General features: G+C 65.5%; 10 protein-coding genes and 1 tRNA gene. 9 read left to right on the top strand and 2 right to left on the bottom strand.

Annotated elements, in window-relative coordinates; all coding sequences use genetic code 11:
• Positions 1-131: 131 nt before the first annotated feature.
• Both ABZ677_RS20100 and ABZ677_RS20095 read left to right on the top strand, forming a co-directional pair.
• A complete protein-coding gene (locus ABZ677_RS20100) occupies positions 132-9,431 on the top strand; it encodes a fatty acid synthase subunit beta domain-containing protein (protein WP_358372559.1) in 9,300 nt (3,099 codons plus the stop codon).
• Complete coding sequence (locus ABZ677_RS20095) at positions 9,431-9,823, top strand: holo-ACP synthase (protein ID WP_008715184.1); 393 nt, start codon at positions 9,431-9,433, stop codon at positions 9,821-9,823. The genes ABZ677_RS20100 and ABZ677_RS20095 overlap by 1 nt, the downstream gene beginning before the upstream one ends.
• Before the next feature lie 77 nt (positions 9,824-9,900).
• On the opposite strand, the gene ABZ677_RS20090 is transcribed toward ABZ677_RS20095, so the two are convergent.
• A complete protein-coding gene (locus ABZ677_RS20090) occupies positions 9,901-10,620 on the bottom strand; it encodes a TetR/AcrR family transcriptional regulator (RefSeq protein ID WP_037193331.1) in 720 nt (239 codons plus the stop codon).
• Between the two features lie 302 nt (positions 10,621-10,922).
• On the opposite strand from ABZ677_RS20090, the gene ABZ677_RS20085 reads away from it, so the two are divergent.
• Together ABZ677_RS20085 and ABZ677_RS20080 are read left to right on the top strand one after the other, a co-directional pair.
• Positions 10,923-12,314: a hypothetical protein gene (locus ABZ677_RS20085; protein ID WP_358372556.1), complete on the top strand. Its 1,392-nt coding sequence runs from the start codon at positions 10,923-10,925 to the stop codon at positions 12,312-12,314.
• A gap of 61 nt (positions 12,315-12,375) precedes the next feature.
• On the top strand, positions 12,376-13,740 hold the full coding sequence (locus ABZ677_RS20080; protein ID WP_358372553.1) for a dipeptidase: 1,365 nt from the start codon (positions 12,376-12,378) through the stop codon (positions 13,738-13,740).
• Positions 13,741-13,744: 4 nt separating this feature from the next.
• Here the strand turns inward: ABZ677_RS20080 and bcp are convergent, their stop codons facing one another.
• Positions 13,745-14,218, bottom strand: a complete 474-nt coding sequence (gene bcp, locus ABZ677_RS20075) for a thioredoxin-dependent thiol peroxidase (RefSeq protein ID WP_358372550.1) — start codon at positions 14,216-14,218, stop codon at positions 13,745-13,747.
• A gap of 77 nt (positions 14,219-14,295) precedes the next feature.
• Between bcp and ABZ677_RS20070 the strand changes: the two genes are divergently transcribed.
• From ABZ677_RS20070 to ABZ677_RS20050, 5 genes are all read left to right on the top strand, one after another.
• Positions 14,296-14,517 (top strand): DUF3618 domain-containing protein, encoded by a 222-nt coding sequence (locus ABZ677_RS20070; protein ID WP_032375974.1) that lies wholly within the window; start codon positions 14,296-14,298, stop codon positions 14,515-14,517.
• A 92-nt stretch (positions 14,518-14,609) separates the two neighbouring features.
• Positions 14,610-14,683 (top strand) — tRNA-Lys (locus ABZ677_RS20065).
• Positions 14,684-14,815: 132 nt separating this feature from the next.
• The gene (locus tag ABZ677_RS20060) at positions 14,816-15,997 is read left to right on the top strand and encodes a lipase family protein (protein WP_358372547.1); all 1,182 of its coding nucleotides are present in this window, start codon (positions 14,816-14,818) and stop codon (positions 15,995-15,997) included.
• A gap of 178 nt (positions 15,998-16,175) precedes the next feature.
• Positions 16,176-17,672, top strand: coding sequence for an alpha/beta fold hydrolase (locus tag ABZ677_RS20055; RefSeq protein ID WP_358372544.1), 1,497 nt, complete (start codon positions 16,176-16,178; stop codon positions 17,670-17,672).
• Between the two features lies 1 nt (position 17,673).
• Positions 17,674-18,513 (top strand): serine protease, encoded by an 840-nt coding sequence (locus tag ABZ677_RS20050; protein ID WP_358372541.1) that lies wholly within the window; start codon positions 17,674-17,676, stop codon positions 18,511-18,513.
• Positions 18,514-18,539 lie beyond the last annotated feature (26 nt).

Here is an 18,539-nt window from a genome sequence, read left to right as displayed (position 1 = left end):
TGAGCAGCGCGGAAGAGACCTGTCGACGAAGACCGGCTCACCGCTTCGACCCTGTAGCCCACGACGCACCAGGGCAGTCATCACAGCGAACGCCCCGACCCCCGAGGCGTCCACGAGAGGAATCTTCAGCCTTGACGATCAACGAGAGCACACCATCACACGGACGAGGCTCGCGAAGCTCCGGCAACGCAGACAAATCCCCTAGAAGCAATGGCGGCTCTCGGACTCTGGCAGATCGTTTCGCCGCGGGCGAGCCGTACGCACTGGCCTTCGGTGGCCAGGGTGCACCGTGGCTCAGCTCCCTCGAAGAACTGGCTCGCGACTCCGCGCTCGAACCCGAATTGACCGATCTCGTCAACGAGGCTGCAGTCACTCTCGCACCCGTTGCCGACGAGCTGCTGGTCGTCCGCTCCGTCGGCTTCGACCCGATCGGCTGGATGCTCGAACAGGACCTCGCCGACGACGACACCGCCGGCTCGTACGGACCGTCCGAGGCCGCGCTGACCTCCGCTGCCGTCTCGCTTCCCGGAGTGTTCCTCACTCAGGTCGCAGCACTGCGCGCGCTCAAGCTGCAGGGACTCGATCCCGCCCAGACCCCGCCCGTCAAGGTCGTCGGACACTCGCAGGGTCTCATCGCCGCGGAATCCGTCGCCGCCGACGGCGCACAGGACGCGAGCTTCCTCGCGATCGCCCAGCTCGTGGGTGCTGCCGCAGGTCTCGTCGGCCGCCGCCGCGGCATCATCGGTGCCGGAGACCGCGCGCCGATGGTCTCGGTTGCCAACGTCGAACCCGCACGACTGCAGGCGATCATCGCCGAACTCGCGATCGACGGAGCGCCGGAGCGATCCGCCGCCCTCGCCATCCGCAACGGCCGTCGCCGCGTCGTGCTCTCGGGACCGCCGGCCCAGCTGGCCCGCGTCCAGGAGAAGTGCGAGCAGATTGCTGCCGAGGAAGAGCGTGAACGCGACGCCAAGAAGCGTGGCGGCGCGGTGTTCGCCCCGGTCTTCGAGCAGCTTCCGGTCGAGATCGGCTTCCATCACCCCGCCCTGGCAGACGCTGTCGAACTCGTCAGCGCGTGGGCACAGCGTTGTGGACTCGATGTCGAGCTCGCACGCGACCTCGCACAGAAGATCCTCGTGGACTCCGTGGATTGGGTCGACGCCATCGACGGTGTCGTCGACGCCGGTGCCGACTGGATCCTCGATCTCGGTCCGGGCGACCTGCTCACCCGTATGACCACCCCGGCTCTGCGTGGACAGGGTGTGGGCATCATCGCCGCGTCCTCGCGCGGCGGCCACCGCAATCTGCTCACCCCGGGAGCTGCTCCCGAGGTCCAGCCCGCATGGTCCGCGTTCGCTCCCACCCCGGTCACGTTGCCCGACGGCCGCGTCGTCGTCGAGACCTCGTTCACCAAGATGACCGGGCGCTCGCCGATCCTGCTCGCCGGCATGACACCGACGACGGTCGACGCGAAGATCGTTGCCGCAGCCGCCAACGCAGGCCACTGGGCCGAGCTCGCCGGTGGCGGACAGGTCACCGAGGACATCTTCACCGATCGTGTCGCCGAGCTTTCCACCCTTCTCGAGCCCGGCCGCGCAATCCAGTTCAACTCGCTCTTCCTCGATCCGTACCTGTGGAAGTTGCAGCTCGGCGGACGCCGCATCGTGCAGCGTGCCCGTGCAGCGGGTGCGGCCATCGACGGCGTCGTCGTCACCGCAGGCATCCCGGAACTCGAAGAGGCAGTGGCCCTCATCGAAGAGCTGTCCGAGGCAGGCATCAGCTACGTCTCGTTCAAGCCCGGCACCGTCGCGCAGATTCGCGCCGTCATCCGCATCGCCAACGAGGTTCCGTCCTACCAGGTCAACGTTCACATCGAGGGCGGCCGCGCAGGCGGACACCACTCGTGGGAGGACCTCGACGACCTGCTGCTGACCACCTACGCGGAGCTGCGGTCACGGCCCAACCTCGTCGTCTGCGTCGGCGGCGGCATCGGCACACCCGAGCGGGCAGCCGAGTACCTCACCGGAACCTGGTCGGCCGTGCACGGCTACCCGAAGATGCCGCTCGACGGCATCCTCGTCGGCACTGCAGCGATGGCGACCCTCGAGGCCACGACGGCTCCCGAGGTCAAGCAGCTTCTGGTCGACACACCCGGAACCCCCGACTGGGTCGGTGCCGGTACCGCGAACGGCGGAATGGCTTCGGGCCGAAGCCAGCTCGGTGCCGACATTCACGAGATCGACAATGCCGCGTCGCGGTGTGGCCGACTGCTCGACGAGGTCGCCGGCAACGCCGACGCCGTGGCCGAGCGTCGTGACGAGATCATCGCCGCGCTCGACGGCACTGCCAAGCCCTTCTTCGGCGACGTCGCCGAGATGACATACCAGCAGTGGCTCGTCCGCTACCTGGACCTGGCCATCGGAACCGACTCGCGCAGCGATTTCGATTGCGGCGGCGAGTTCACCGATGCCGTGTCCGAGGCACGCGAATCGGTGTGGCTCGATGTCACCTGGCGCACCCGCTTCCTGGAGATGCTCCAGCGCGCCGAGGCTCGGCTGCACCCGGTCGATCGCGGACCCATCCCCACGTTGTTCGCCGACGCCGAGGTTCTCGAACGCCCGCGCGCAGCACTGAAGTCGCTGCTCGCACAGTTCCCCGACGCCGCCGACGTGGTTCTGCACCCGGCCGACATCACCTTCTTCACCTCGCTGTGCCGCATGCCAGGCAAGCCGGTCAACTTCGTCCCCGTCGTCGACGGTGATGTGCGCCGCTGGTGGCGCAGTGACTCGCTGTGGCAGGCACACGACGCTCGCTACTCCGCCGACCAGGTCTGCATCATCCCCGGAACCGTCGCCGTCGCGGGCATCACCCGTGTCGACGAGCCCGTGGGCGAGCTGCTGAACCGTTTCGAGAAGGCCACCGCCGACCAGCTTCTCGCCGAGGGCGTCGAGCCCACGGCCATCGCGAGCCGTCGCCACGCCGAGATCGCGCCCGGACTGCTGGGCATCGTGCTGGCTGCTCCCGACGTCACGTGGGCCTCGCGTATGACGCAGAACCCCGTTGCACGCCTGGGTGATCCGGCCGAATGGACCGTGGAATCCGAGACGGTTGCGGCGCACCCGCAGACCGGTTCGTCGCTGACCGTGCTCGATGCCGAGCACGTGGAGCTGCTGGTTCCACTTGCCCCGGGCAAGGAAGTTCGGATCCGCCTGACGGTTCCGGCCTCCACGATCGACGGCGGCGCTCCCGTCGTCACCGCGCAGGATGCTCAGCAGGCCATGTCGGCTCTGCTCGGAGTTGCTGCAGGCCAGGAGCTTCCGGCTGTCAAGGGCGGCGTTGCCCGGCTGAACATCGCCTGGATCCCCGATCTGATCGCCGATCACGCAGGCGTCACCGGATCCGGACTGCCGGACTCGCTGACCGTCAGCGGCAAGGCTGTTCCCGACGTTCTGGTCGGTGCCTGCTGGCCCGCCGTCTTCGCCGTCCTCGGCGCGACCCGTAACGCCGAAGGCATCGACGTCATCGAAGGCATGCTCGATCTGGTGCACCTCGATCACAGCGTGAATCTGGTCGGCGAATTGCCCACCGACACCTCGATTCTCGTGGTCAAGGCTGCGGCCGGAGAGGTGCTCGACACCGACCTCGGCCGCGTCGTCGAGGTCACCGTCGAGATCGGTGCCATGCTCGGCGAGGGCCTCGACGCTCCCGCCGTCGCAACTCTGGTGGAGCGCTTCGCCATTCGTGGACGCACCGGCAAGGGCGAGCTCGTCGACCCGGCTCGTGCAGGCGGCTCGGTGAGCGCCGACGCACAGGACACCCCGCGTCGTCGCCGCCGTCAGGCAACCATCGTCGCCCCGCGCAACATGGCTGCGTTCGCTCAGGTCTCGGGCGATCACAACCCCATCCACACCTCGGACGCCGCAGCGCTGCTCGCCGGTCTCGGCAGCCCGATCGTGCACGGCATGTGGCTCTCGGCCGCTGCGCAGCAGACGGTCACCGCAGTCGACCACGCGGACACCAAGACTCCGCCGCGTCGCCTCACCGCCTGGACCGCGCGCTTCCTCGGCATGGTTCGCCCCGGAGCCGAGATCGACGTTCGCGTCGACCGCACCGGATTCGACCAGGGTGCCGAACTGATCGAGGTTTCCTGCCGTGTCGCAGGCGAACTGGTCATGGTCGCCACCGCTCGTACCGCTCCGCCGAAGACCGTCTACGCCTTCCCGGGCCAGGGCATCCAGCGTGCGGGCATGGGCCTGGACGCGCGGGCTCGCTCGAAGGCCGCACGTGAAGTGTGGGAGCGTGCCGACAAGCACACCCGCAGCGCACTCGGATTCTCCATTCTCGCTGTGGTGCGAGACAATCCGACGTCGCTCAAGGCGCGCGGTGTCACCCACAAGCACCCCGACGGTGTGCTGCACCTGACGCAGTTCACCCAGGTTGCGATGGCCGTTCTCGGCGTCGCACAGGTTGCCGAATTGCGTGAATCCGGTGCGTTCGTGGAGAACTCGATTCTCGCCGGCCACTCCGTCGGTGAGTACAACGCCCTCGCAGCCGTTGCCGGTGTGCTCCCGCTCGAAGCCGTCCTCGAGGTCGTCTTCCAGCGTGGTTCGGCCATGCACGCGCTGGTTCCGCGTGATGCCAGCGGCCGCAGTGACTACCGCATGGCAGCCATTCGCCCGTCTCAGATCGGCCTGGCCGACCAGGACGTGCAGGGCTTCGTCGCCGGTGTCGCAGAAGAATCCGGTGAGTTCCTCGAGATCGTCAACCTCAACCTGCGCGGTTCGCAGTACGCCATCGCAGGCACGGTTGCCGGCCTCGGCGAGCTGGAGAAGAAGATCGCGATCCGCCGAGCCGAGTTCGGTGGCAAGGCCGCCTACATCATGGTTCCCGGCATCGACGTGCCGTTCCACTCCACGGTGCTGCGCGGCGGAGTCGACGATTTCCGCAACCGCCTCGAGACTCTGCTCCCCGAGCAGATCGATCCGGCGATCCTGGTGGGGCGCTACATCCCGAACCTGGTGCCCAAGCCGTTCTCGCTGAATCGCGAGTTCGTCCAGGAGATCGCCGATCTGGTTCCGTCCGAGCCACTGAACACCGTTCTCGCGGAATTCGATTCGTGGGCAGCACGGCCGAGCGCTCTGTGCCGGGTGATCCTGACCGAGCTGCTGGCATGGCAGTTCGCCAGCCCGGTGCGTTGGATCGAGACCCAGGACCTGCTGTTCGCAGACGAGTCCGACGGCGGCATGGGCGTCGAGCGCTTCGTCGAGATCGGCCTGGGAGCAACCCCGACCGTGGCGAACCTCGCGTCGCAGACCCTCAAGCTGCCGGGCCGCTTCGGCCACCCGGTCGAGGTACTCAACCTCGAGCGTGAGGCTGCGATCATCTACGGCACCGACACCGACCCGGCTCCGGCCGACGAGGAAGAGTCGACACCCGTGGAGGCCGCTGCTCCGGCGGCGGCTGTAGCTCCGGCTTCGGCTCCCGCGCCGGCAGCAGCACCGTCCGGCGGACCTCGTCCGGACGACATCGCGTTCGTCGCGGCCGATGCGACCAAGATCCTCATCGGCCTGTGGACCAAGTTGCAGCTCGATCAGATCGGGCCTGCCGACACCATCGAGGCACTGTGCGACGGTGTGTCCTCACGCCGTAATCAGCTGCTCGTCGACCTCGGCTCCGAGCTCTCGCTCGGTGCCATCGACGGTGCTGCCGATGCCGACATGGGCGCGCTCTCCGGCACGGTGAATAAGCTGGCTCGTACGTACAAGCCCTTCGGCCCGGTACTCAGCGATTCGATCAACGATCACCTCCGCAAGGTCTTCGGCCCCTCGGGTCGACGCCCGGCATCGATCGCCGATCGCGTCAAGAAGACCTGGGAACTGGGCGACGGCTGGGCGCATCACGTCACCGCCGAGGTCGCACTCGGCACCCGTGACGGTGCCTCGGTCCGCGGCGGTGCACTCGGCGGCCTGGCCGACGGCGCTCTCGCCGACGGCAATGCTGTCGACAACGTCATCGATGCGGCAGTAGCCGCGGTGGCCGCACGTCGCGGCGTCGCAGTCTCGATGCCGCAGGCAGGCGGCGGAGCCGGTGGAACCGTCGACGCTGCTGCTCTCGGTGAGTTCACCGAACACATCACCGGCCGCGACGGCGTCCTCGCCTCCGCTGCCCGGCTGGTGCTCGAGCAGCTCGGACTCGCGGATGCGCCCAACGCACTGCTGGCAGACGATCCCGATGCCGCTCTGGTGGAGCTGGTCTCGGCCGAGCTGGGATCCGACTGGCCTCGCCTCGTCGCCCCGGCGTTCGACGCCAAGCGCGCCGTCCTGATCGACGACCGGTGGGCCACCGCCCGTGAGGATCTGGCCCGGTTGTGGCTCGGAACGGCAGGCGACATCTCCGTCGAGTCCTTCGCCGGCGCGGGCAATGCCGTTGCGTCGCAGGCACAGTGGTGGAAGGCCAAGGCCGACTACGAGAACAAGACGGTGCTGGCCGAAACCTTCGGACGCATCGCGGACATCGCGGTCGCGTCCGAGGACAAGGGTCAGTGGGCCGACGAGGTCGCAGTGGTCACCGGCGGCAGCAAGGGCTCCATCGCAGCTGCGGTGACCGCCAAGCTGCTGGGCGGGGGAGCGACGGTCTTCGTCACCACCTCCAGGCTCGACGACGAGCGACTCGGCTTCTACCGCTCGCTCTACCGCGACAGCGCACGCAGCGGAGCGTCGCTCTGGGTGGTTCCGGCCAACATCGCGTCGTACACCGACGTCGATGCGCTCATCGAGTGGATCGGCAGCGACTTCATCGACACTGCCGGTGGCGCAAAGACTCTGGTCAAGGCCGGCGTCACACCGACGATGCTGTTCCCGTTCGCCGCACCTCGGGTCATGGGCGAGATGTCCGACGCCGGAGCTCGCGCCGAGATGGAGATGCGCGTGCTGCTCTGGTCGGTCGAGCGCCTGATCACCGGACTGTCGAAGGTCGGCTACGACAACGACATCGACACGCACCTGCACGTGGTGCTGCCGGGATCGCCGAACCGCGGAATGTTCGGTGGCGACGGTGCCTACGGCGAATCGAAGGCTGCACTGGATGCGGTTGTCGCCAAGTGGGGTTCGGAGAAGAACTGGGCCGAGCGGGTGTCTATCGCCCACGCTCACATCGGGTGGGTTCGCGGAACCGGCCTGATGGGTGGCAACGATCCCATCGTCGAGGCCGTCGAGGCCGAGGGTGTTCGCACCTGGTCGACCGAGGAGATGGCGACCGAACTGCTCGAACTGTGCACGCCTACCGCTCGTCGTCAGGCCGCGCAGGAGCCGATCGTCGTCGATCTCACCGGTGGATTGGCCAGCACCAAGCTCAATCTCGTCGAACTCGCTCGGGACGCGGCTGCGGCCGCTGCCGAGAAGACCGTAGAGGCATCCGACGATTCGGTGATTGCGGCACTGCCCGCACCGCCGCGGCTGTCGACGTCGACCACCGCCCCCGCGTGGCCGACACTCGATGTCGACCCGAAGGATCTGGTTGTCATCGTCGGTGCAGGTGAGCTCGGACCTTACGGTTCGGCGCGTACCCGCTTCGAGATGGAGGTCGACGAGCAGCTCTCTGCCGCAGGCGTTCTCGAACTCGCATGGAACACCGGCCTGATTGCATGGGAGAACGATCCCAAGCCGGGTTGGTACGACATCGAGTCCGGTGACCTGGTGCCCGAGGAGGACATCGCCGACAAGTACCACGACATCGTGGTCGAGAAGTGCGGTATCCGCACCTACGGCGACGACGGCGCGATGGTCGGCAACACCGCTCCGCTGATGACCTCGATCTTCCTCGACAACGACCTGACGTTCGTGGTCGGAACCGAGATCGATGCCCGGTCGTTCGCAGCAGCGGATCCCGAGCACACGTTGATCACGCCGGTCCCGGATTCGAGCGACTGGCAGGTCACCCGCAAGGCGGGCACCGAGATTCGCGTTCCGCGCAAGATGAAGCTCACTCGCACCGTCGGTGGGCAGATTCCGACCGGATTCGATCCCACCAAGTGGGGCATCTCGCCCGACATGGCCAGCTCGGTCGACCGTGTCGCACTGTGGAACATCGTCACCACGGTCGACGCGTTCATCTCCTCGGGCTTCAACCCGTCGGAACTGATGCGCTGGGTGCACCCCACGCTGGTGGCCAACACGCAGGGCACCGGCATGGGTGGCATGGAATCGATGCGCTCGCTGTACATCGACACCCTGCTCGGTGATGCTCGTGCGAACGACATCCTGCAGGAGGCTCTGCCGAACGTCGTTGCCGCACACGTTGTCCAGTCGTACATCGGTAGCTACGGCGCGATGGTTCACCCCGTCGCCGCCTGTGCGACCGCGGCCGTCTCCGTCGAAGAAGGCGTCGACAAGATCAAGCTGGGCAAGGCTCAGCTCGTGGTCGCCGGCGGCTTCGACGACCTGAGCACCGAAGGCATCATCGGCTTCGGTGACATGTCGGCCACCGCGGACTCTGCAGCGATGACCGCCAAGGGCATCAGCGATCGACGGTTCTCCCGGGCCAACGACCGCAGGCGCGGTGGATTCGTCGAATCCCACGGCGGCGGAACGATCCTGCTCGCCCGCGGAGACCTGGCACTCGAGATGGGCCTGCCGGTCCTCGGAGTGGTGGCCTACGCACAGTCGTACGGCGACGGAGTGCACACGTCCATCCCTGCTCCGGGACTCGGCGCGCTCAGTGCCGGTCGCGGCGGCAAGGATTCGGCGCTCGCGCTCTCGCTGAACGCCTTGGGTGTCAGTGCAGACGACGTGGCCGTGATCTCCAAGCACGACACGTCCACTGCAGCCAACGACCCGAACGAGGCGGAACTGCACACTCGCCTCGCCAAGGCCATCGGCCGTTCGGACGGCGCTCCGTTGTTCGTCGTCTCGCAGAAGAGCCTCACCGGACACTCGAAGGGTGGAGCGGCTGCCTGGCAGCTGATCGGCCTGTGCCAGGTGCTGGCCAACGGCGTCATCCCGCCGAACCGCAGCCTCGACTGCGTCGACGACAAGATGACCGCGTTCGAGCATCTGGTGTGGGCACGGGAGCCGCTGCGCTTCGGTGACTCGGTGCCACTCAAGGCAGGTTTGCTCACCTCCCTCGGGTTCGGCCACGTGTCCGGACTCATCGCTCTGGTGCATCCGCAGGCATTCCTCGAGGCCGTTCCGGCGGAACGGCGTGCGGAGTACATCGCCAAGGCGAACGAGCGCCGAATCGCCGGTCAGCGCAGGCTGATCTCCGCGATGGTGGGAGGAGACTCCCTCTACGAGCGGCCCGACGATCGACGGCTCGGACATGACGGGACGCCGGCCAAGGCGTCACGCGAACTGGAGGCAAACGTGTTGCTCAACGAGTCCGCTCGCCTCGGCGAGGGCGATGTCTACTCCTCCGGTCTGCCGGGTGCCATCTGATGGCGATCCTGGGAGTGGGTTTCGACCTGGTGACGGTGTCCGACTTCGCCGAGCAGATGGAGAAGGTCGGCACGACGATGATCCGCGACAGCTTCACCGCGGGCGAGCGGCGTCATGCCGCAACGAAGAGTTCCGACCCGACCCGCCACTACGCAGCACGGTGGGCCGCCAAGGAAGCAGTGCTGAAGGCATGGGCGACATCGCGATTCGCTCGACCGCCGCAAATCGGTGACAACCCGTATCCGTTGATCGAGGTCGTCAACGATGCGTGGGGTCGGCCGTCCATCAAGTTGCACGGGATGGCGCAGGAGTTCCTGCCGACGGTGAAGATTCACCTGTCGCTCACGCACGACGGCGACATCGCCGCCGCGGTGGCGATTCTGGAGGAGTGAGTTCGCTCCGAAAACGAGTCAGGCCCGTCCGATCCAGGTGATCGGGCGGGCCTTTCGTCTGTGCGGGCTCGGGTTGCTCAGCCTTGCTCGTTCTCGCTCGCCGAGCCACCGGAACGCCTGCTCTCTTTCTCTGCGACGAGCAGATAGGCCATCATGATGCGTTTGAGCTCGGCGACGGCGTCCTCGTGGCTCTGGCCGTCCTGCACGGAGAAGTTGAGCATCGAGTAGACGATGTGCACCAACACCTGGGCCATGAGGTTGCGGCGATGCCGAGGCGTGCGGGGAGTCAGCGGTCCGAGCATGCGCGAGACCTGCTCGGCGAACTCCCGCTCGTGAATCACCCCGGTTGCGCGCGTCGACGGTGTCGACTGCATGGCGAGCCACACTTCACGGCGAGACGGATCGGTCATCCACATGCCGGCCATGTGGTCGACGAAGTTGTTGAGGAACCGCACCCAATCCAGAGATGGGACCTCGCCGTCGAACTCGGCGAGTTCCTGTTGCACCCCCACGAGGTCCTGGCGGTTGAGCTCGCAGACGATGACGTACTTGTTGGCGAAGAACTGGTACAGCGTTCCTATCGGGAGTTCGGCGCGCGACGCGACTTCCTCGCAGGTGAACGACTCGAAACCCACGTCACTGAGCAGCTCGCGTGAGGCCTGCAGCAGCGCATCGAACTTGCGCTGGCTCCGCTCCTGGGTCGGACGTCGTCGCGGCATGAGCTCCTGAGTCTGTGCCGTCGACTCGAGCGCGGCGTCGAGACGGCGCGAGGACTGGGCACGAGCAGAGGATTCCACCCGGTCAGGCTATCCGGCGAGAGCGCTCGTTATCCACAACGGTCCGGTAGGTCACGTCCGCAGTCTCCGGTTCCGGGTCGGAGACGTGGGTTTCAGCCGGAGGTTTCGAAGAAACCTGGGGTCGACGACAATTGCTGGTTCCCATTGCTGTGACAAACTCCAAGACGGATCTGGACCAATTTAACCGTCAACAGGTATGGTTTAGGTAACAGAATCAAATTCCGTGCAGGGTGATCGTCGTTCGGATCCGCTGGATGACGTTCATGGTCGGGTGCCTCCACCCTGAGCACAGGGAGACTGCCATGGCAACCATTGGTATAGCGATCGAATCTGGCTCGATGCAGACGATTCTTGTCGAGCCGGCCTCAGGCGAGGTTCTCGCCGATCGGACGACGCCACTCGACCCAGACGCGGCCACTGTACTGACCGAAGCGATCGAGATCATGCGTGCCGAGGCCGCGACCCTCGACGCCGACGTCGACGCAGTGGGCGTGGTGTATCGAACCGAAGCCGAGCGCGCCGAGTTCGCAGCAGCCCTGGGGGACGAATCCGCAGTGCTGTCGTCCGCGTCCGAGTCGTTCCTCGGCTGGCTCGCAACCTCGAAGGAATTCGCCGACGCGAAGACCGTCCTTCTGTACTACATGGGCGAGGCGGGCGTCTCCATCTCTCTCGCCGACGCAGCCGACGCCTCGATCACTCCGGCGAAGACTGCTGCGCTGGACTCCATGTCGCCCGAGCGAATCGGCAGCACCATTCCACTGGCGTGGGAAGTGGTGGATCAATCCGGCAAGAAGCCCGAGTTCGTGGCCCTGTTCGGTGACTCGTCGAGTAGTCGAGACCTGGTCGACATCCTGTCCCTCGGGCTCGGCGTTGCCGTCGTACGCGTGGGTGCTGCGGACCAGGTCGCGGCGCGAGGAGCTGCGCTGCTGGCACATCGGGACGAGCCGGCAGTGGTGGCCGCTGCGCCGGTTGCATCGGCGATCGCCGACTCGACGCCGGTCGAAGCCGCGGACGCCGAGGTCGTAGCAGCCGACGAGGCCGATGCCGAGATTGCCGACGCCGAAATTGCGGACGCCGAACCCGAGGCCGAGGAGACCGTCGAGGTAACGAAGGCTGCGGATCTCGACACGGCGGTAACGCAGCTTCCGGTGCCCGCAGTGCTTTCGGTTGCAGGCGCGAAGCCGGCCCGGTCGGCAGGATCCGGACGCAAGCTCGTGCTCGCCGCAGTGCTGCTGGCCGGGGTGCTCTCCGCAGGTGTCGCGGTCGCTGCGACGTTGCCGGGTGAATCCGAGACGACTGCAGAGCAGAGCGTCGATCGACGCGATGCCGGTGCGGATCTGGCGGGGGCAACCAGGCAGGCGGATCCGACGACGTCCGATCCCGTTGCGGTGGTGGTGCCGCCGGTGCCGGCCGTTGTGCCGCCGCTCGCGACGATTCCCCCGACAGTGGACGCATCGACAGTTGCCGAGCCTGCACCGACGACCCAGGCCTGGGCAACGCAGGATCCGCCACGTCCGGCTGCCGAAGCCCCGCAGCCGGCACCTGCACCGACCAGGGTGGATCCGCCACAGTTCACCGTTCCTGTTCCCGTTCCTGAGCCGGGCAAGTCACCCGAACAGCTCGAGCAGGAAGCGTGGGACCGGCACTGGCAACAGACGGGGCAGTGGTTCGAGCAGGAGTTCTCCGGCGGCTGACGGTGACGAGTGATGACAGACTGGCTACGGCCCGTCTGTCATTTTCTCGTTTGGAGGATTCATGCCCGCCGATGCGCGATCCGTCGACGTTCGATCTGCAATCGCATCGCAGATGCCTCGAGCGAAATCGGAGTTGGCAGAGTTGGTCCGGTTCGCCTCGGTGCACGATCCCCGGCAGTTTCCGGTAGAGGAATGCACGGGTGCGGCGCAGTGGGTGCAACGGGCCTTCGTCGACGCGGGCATTCCCGACGTTCAACTGATCGAGACGGTCGACGGCTCACTGGCGGTGGTCGGCTCGCGGCCGGCTCGTACGGGAGCGCCGACCGTTCTGCTCTACTCGCATTACGACGTTCAACCTCCAGGTGACGGAACACTGTGGGACACCGAGCCTTTCGACCTCACCGAACGGGACGGTCGTTGGTACGGGCGGGGTTCGGCGGACTGCAAGGGCAATGTGATCATGCATCTGCTGGCGCTACGGGCGCTGGGGGAGTCGCTCGAGGTCGGCGTGCGGATCGTCTGTGAGGGTTCGGAAGAGATGGGCACCGGTGGGTTGGAAGCGCTCGTGGAGCAGCGCCCCGAACTGTTTTCGGCAGACATGGTGGTCATCGCCGATACGGGCAACGCGAAGGTGGGTCTGCCGACGGTCACCACCACGCTCCGCGGTATCGCGAACGTCGTAGTGCATGTGGAAACCCTTGCTGGAGAAGTGCACTCGGGCATGTACGGCGGGCCTGCGCCCGATGCTCTCGCCGCGTTGGTGCAGGTGCTCTCGACGTTGCGCAACGAGCAGGGCGACACCGTGGTCGACGGACTGGACGGAACGCAGACCTGGGACGGGGTCGAGTACGACGCCCAGCAGTTCCGTGCCGATGCCGGCGTGCTCGATGGCGTCGGGCTCGCGGGTTCGGGCTCGGTGGCCGAGGCGGTGTGGGCGCGGCCTGCTCTGACGATTCTGGGGATCGACTGCCCACCGGTCGTGGGTTCGGCTGCTGCGATCTCGCCTCGTGCGTCGGCACGGGTCAATTTGCGGGTGCCGCCGGGAATGGAACCGCAGCGGGCTCAGGATGCGTTGGTGGCTCACCTGGAGGCGCGTACGCCATGGAATGCGCGGGTCACCGTCGAGCGTGAGGCGATCGGGTCGCCGTTTCGGGCCAGAACCGACGGGCCGGGTTACGCGGCGCTGTCCGAGGCGTTGGAGGAGGCCTTCGGGCATCCCATGGGGACGGCGGGGCAGGGCGGGTCCATTCCGCTGTGCAACGCGTTGGCTCAGGTGCTGCCGGACGCCGAAATCGTGCTGATGGGCGTCGAGGAACCTCGGTGCCGGATCCACGCTCCCAACGAGAGCGTGGACCCGACGGAAATCGAGAAGATGGCCGTCGCGGAGGCGTTGTTCCTGCAGCGGTTGGCCGGCTCGGACGAGTGAGGTCTCAGACCGCTAGATCGCGGCGGAGCTTGGCGACATGGCCGGTGGCGCGGACGTTGTACTGCGCCACCTCGATCTTGCCTGCTTCGTCGACGAGGAACGTGGAGCGGATGACGCCCTCGTAGACCTTGCCGTAGTTCTTCTTCTCCCCGAATGCGCCCCACGCCTGCAGGGTCGTCTTCTCCTCGTCGGAAAGCAGCGGGAACGTCAGCTCTTCCTTGTCGCGGAACTTGGCGAGCTTGGACGGCTTGTCGGGGGAGATGCCGATGACCTCGAGGCCTTCGCCGTTGAGCTCGGTGAGACTGTCGCGGAAGTCGCAGGCCTGCTTGGTGCAGCCCGGGGTGCTCGCGGCGGGGTAGAAGTACACGATCACCTTCTTGCCTGCGTAGTCGGCGAGAGAGACGTCGTTGCCGTCGGCATCGGGCAGGGTGAACGCCGGAGCGGTGTCGCCCGGCTCGAGCTTGCTGTATTCGGTCACCGCACGAGAGTATCGAAATATCGTCGTGCTCTAGGCTCGACTGCGACCGAGACTATTTGCAACAAGCTGGAGGACACGTGGCCAAGGACACCGACCGAATCGAGCGCGAGATCGAGGCCGCTCGCAATCAGCTCGCCAGCACCCTGGACGAGCTGAGCGTCCGTGCCAGCCCCAAGAACATCGTCGCCAACACCAAGCAGTCCGTGGTGGCCAAGCTCAACGAGCCGGCAGTGAAGTTCACCCTCCTCGGAGTGGGCGCAGTGGTGGCAGTTCTCGTGGTTCGCAGGATCTTCAACTGACACGACAGGCGCTCCGACCAGCCGATTTCACATCTGGCGGCATCTGCTGTTAATGTTTCTCCCGCACCGCAGAGAACACGCGGTGCGGATCGGCGCCATTAGCTCAGTTGGTTAGAGCAGCTGACTCTTAATCAGCGGGTCCGGGGTTCGAATCCCTGATGGCGCACAACAGATGCCCTTGCCAGTGGAAACACTGGCAAGGGCATTTTTGTGGTGTTTTTCCGACCGTGACGTGGGTGTCGCAATCCACGGACACAGAATGCGGATCCGCACTTCGGACCGCATACTGGCTCGCGAGATGAGACTGCCTTTCGTCACCTTCGCCCTGTCCGTCCTTGTCGGGTCTTTCGTCCTGTCGGCCGCACCCGTCTCGGCGGCTCCCGGTGGTGCCGACTTCTACGGTGAGCCCGTCGTCGGCCTGGAGGCATACGCTCCCGGGTCCATCGTGCGCCGAGAACCCGTGCCGCAGCTCGACGTTCTGGGATCGCACACCGAGCGCATTCTGTACCGATCGGCCGATCCCCGCGATCAAGCGGTGGCGGTGTCGGGGCTGCTGGTCACGCCGACGCGTGCGTGGTCCGGTCCCGGGCCCCGGCCCGTGATCGCTTATGCGCCAGGCAGTTACGGGGTTGCCGATCGTTGCTCGGGCTCGTCGCAGCTGGGATTGACAACCACGATGCCGGCACTGCTGCCACTACTGGCGCAGGGGTATCAGGTGGTCACGACGGACTATCAAGGGCTGGGAACCCCTGGCGAATACGAGTTTCTGGGTCGGATCGCCAGTGCCCGTGCCGTGCTGGACTCGGCACGGGCTGCGGCACGGGAGACCGACGCGCCCGTCGTGCTCTACGGCTACTCGGCGGGCGGCGTCGCGTCGGCCGCTGCTGCAGAGCTCGCTTCCACCTACGCGCCCGATGTTTCCGTGGTCGGTGCTTTCGTCGGTGCCGCACCGACCGATCCGGTGCTGCGTGTCGACGGCCAGGACGGCTCAGAGTCCGCCGCGACGATGCTGTACACGATCGGCGGCCTGATCGGCGCTCACCCCGACCGGGCCGAACAGATTCGGGCACTGTTCAACGATCGCGGGCGGGCAGCTCTCGATGCGGCACAGAATTTCTGCACGATCGACGCTCTCACCTACGGACCGTTGCGATCCGAGGACCTGACTGCTGACGGCTCTTCCCTGGGAACACTCATGGCCGGGCCCGTGCTGGGTCCGCTGGCGGAGGAGAACACCATCGGATTCACCGCGCCCGTCGCACCCGTGATGATCGTGCACGGCGTTCACGACGCGTCCGTCGAGATCGAGCAGAGCCGGCTCCTGACGGACCGCTGGCGCGCCGCAGGCGTCACGGACATGACCGTCCGAGAGTTCGACTTCGGAACCGATCTGGTGCCCGCGTTCGATCATCCGGCCACGAACGTCGCTGCCTACCCCGAATTGATCGAGTGGATTGCCAGGCTCGTGACGCAGGCCTAGCTCGACTCGCAGAAGCGACCATCGGCCGTTCCCCCGGACCACCCCTGCCTGCATCCGGCTGTTACACCCTTCGCGCGCGATTGGTACAGACGCCGGACGCCACAGAGACGGTGTGAAGACATCGGCAGACGAAGTTGGAAGCGTGAAACTTTCGAGAATTACTCGTGGGAGCGTCCGAGTGGCTGTGGTCGGTTCGGTTGTCGCGGCTGGTCTGACGTCGGGCGTAGCCCAGGCCGAGCCCGAATGGTCACCAGCCCCGACTCCACGGGTCGACATGAAACCCTGCAACGACGTGATCCTGGACTTCGATGCCAAGTTCGACGCTCTCGGCGGCGCTTCCGCGACCCGAGAGCTGGAATGCGCGACGATCGACGTGCCGATGGATTATGCCGAGCCTGACGGGCGAAAGATCGCACTCACCTTTTCTCGACTCCGTGCAGCGGACCCGGAAAAACGGCGAGGTGTGTTGATGACGCATCAAGGTGGGCCCGGGCAGGGTTCCATCACGTACCCATTGGAGTTGGCCGACCGTCCGATACGGGATGCGGTCCGTGAGTACGACATCGTCAGTTTCGATTACCGCGGCACTGGTGCCAGTACACCGTTGAACTGTCCGCCGACATCTGTTCCGCACCCCAGCGCGACCGGTACGCAGAAGGTGGACTTCGATGCCGGCTTCGACTGGACGTCCCAGGCCAACAAGGCACTGGTCGAATGCGAGCCGGAGTACGTGCGGCAGATCACCACCCCGAACATCGCCCGCGACGTCGATCGTGTTCGTGAGGCTCTCGGTGAAGAGCAGATGGCCTACTACGGCGTGTCATACGGAACCGTCGTCGGTATGACGTATCGAGCGATGTTCGACGACAAAGTCTCGCGAATGTGGCTCGATTCGATCCTGGATCCGGAGTTTCGCGACGGCTCCGACTACGTGTCCCAAGATGAGCTCAGCCGCTCATCCAATCGAAAACTCTTTGCGTACCTCGCGCAGAATCAACGGTTCTACAACCTCGGAGACACCGAGGAATCGACCCGCGCTTCGGTCGAAAAGATCGTCGACGACGCGGAATCGAGGTACAAGAGCGGAGACACCGTTCTGATGCGCAACGACATACTGTCGCTGCTGCTCGACCCGCCTGCGATGGCGGCGCGATCTTTGCTGACGTTGCGAGACGGACAACTGCCGTCGAAACTGATTCCTGTAGGGGGAGAAAGCAATCCTCTGTTCTTCGATGACAAGATCGATTCGGAACTGGCCGGCTCGAACGAGTCGTACACTCCTGTCTTCTGTGCATTGTCCGAGGGTGGTCGTGATGCGGACGACGTGTGGAATCGATACATGGAGTGGCGTGCCGAGACACCTGCCGACAATCTGGTGATCGAGCGTGCGCCGTCCTCGATCTGCGCGGGTTGGCCGTTCTCGACAGACCGCCCGGATTGGTCCACGGCGGGAAAGAGCAGTCCGCTTCAGATCGGAGCACACCGGTACGAATCGACAACGCCGTATGCCGGAGCCGAAAAAGCCAGAAATATCTTGAATGGCTCGTTGTTCACTACGAACGATTCTAGGCACAGTGCATCGATTTTCACCGAATGCGGTGCCAAAAGAATATCCGAATTTCTGCAGGGATCCGCTCCGTACGATTCCGAGTGCCTGGCGCGGGAGGAGAGCTAGTATGCGAACGTTCATGTTTCGGATCGTCACAGTAGGCGCGCTGGCAAGTGTCCTTGCAGGCGTGGTCGGGTGCTCTGCGAATCCGGGAGATTCAGACCCGCCGCCGACTGCCGAGGATATTTCGTACCTTGGAACGGGCACCTTCGACGGCTGTTCGGGTTCACTCGTCATCGATGACGGAATGTCCAAGGAAGACAAGGCTTTGTTCTTGACCAACGGGCATTGTTCGCTCGACGACAGCGTGCTCGGGAGGGCAAATATCGACAAGCCTTTGCAGGAATCGGTCAATCTATCGGATGCGGAAGGCGCAGGTATCGCCGCCGTGCAAGTCGAGAAGCGCGTCTATTGGACTATGACCGAGACGGACGTGGCACTCCTTCAGTTGAGTAAAACCTACGGTGAGATCGATGCGGATTTCGGTATCAGGGGGCGCATGTTGGATCCCGAGCCAGCTAGGGTCGGCCAAGAGATCGAGGTGGTGGCGGCGGCTGTCGGAACGTCGGTCCAATGCTCGGTGGCGCGAGTGGTACCCACCGTGATGGAGGCTGGGCTCCAAACGAGAGACGTCATGTCTTACTCAACGGAATGCTCTTCGCAACCCGGCGCGTCCGGTGCTGCTGTGATAGATCGAAAGACCAACAAGATAGTGGGAATCAACAACTCGCACAACACTTCCGGTGGTCAGTGTCTCATCGACGAACCCTGCGAGGTAGACCGAGATGGCAAGATTACGGTAGTCGCGGGCGCGAGCTATGCACCGCCGATCGCGGCGCTGGCTACCTGCCTGAAGGCTGGGACGCTCGACCTGGGAGCCAGTGACTGTGTGCTCCCGAAACCGTGATCGGTCACCACGGGCGGATTCACTGT

Origin of the sequence: Rhodococcus sp. NPDC006774, assembly GCF_040636045.1 — a bacterium.
GTDB lineage: Bacteria > Actinomycetota > Actinomycetes > Mycobacteriales > Mycobacteriaceae > Rhodococcoides.
The sequence above is the reverse complement of the archived record's forward strand: the minus strand, read 5'-3'. Positions and strand labels throughout refer to the sequence as shown.

Coding starts and splice junctions, on each gene's coding strand:
- ABZ677_RS20095 (WP_008715184.1), top strand. CDS start 9,431: ATGGCGATCCTGGGAGTGGGTTTCGACCTGGTGACGGTGTCCGACTTC.
- ABZ677_RS20085 (WP_358372556.1), top strand. CDS start 10,923: ATGGCAACCATTGGTATAGCGATCGAATCTGGCTCGATGCAGACGATT.
- ABZ677_RS20080 (WP_358372553.1), top strand. CDS start 12,376: ATGCCCGCCGATGCGCGATCCGTCGACGTTCGATCTGCAATCGCATCG.
- ABZ677_RS20060 (WP_358372547.1), top strand. CDS start 14,816: ATGAGACTGCCTTTCGTCACCTTCGCCCTGTCCGTCCTTGTCGGGTCT.
- ABZ677_RS20050 (WP_358372541.1), top strand. CDS start 17,674: ATGCGAACGTTCATGTTTCGGATCGTCACAGTAGGCGCGCTGGCAAGT.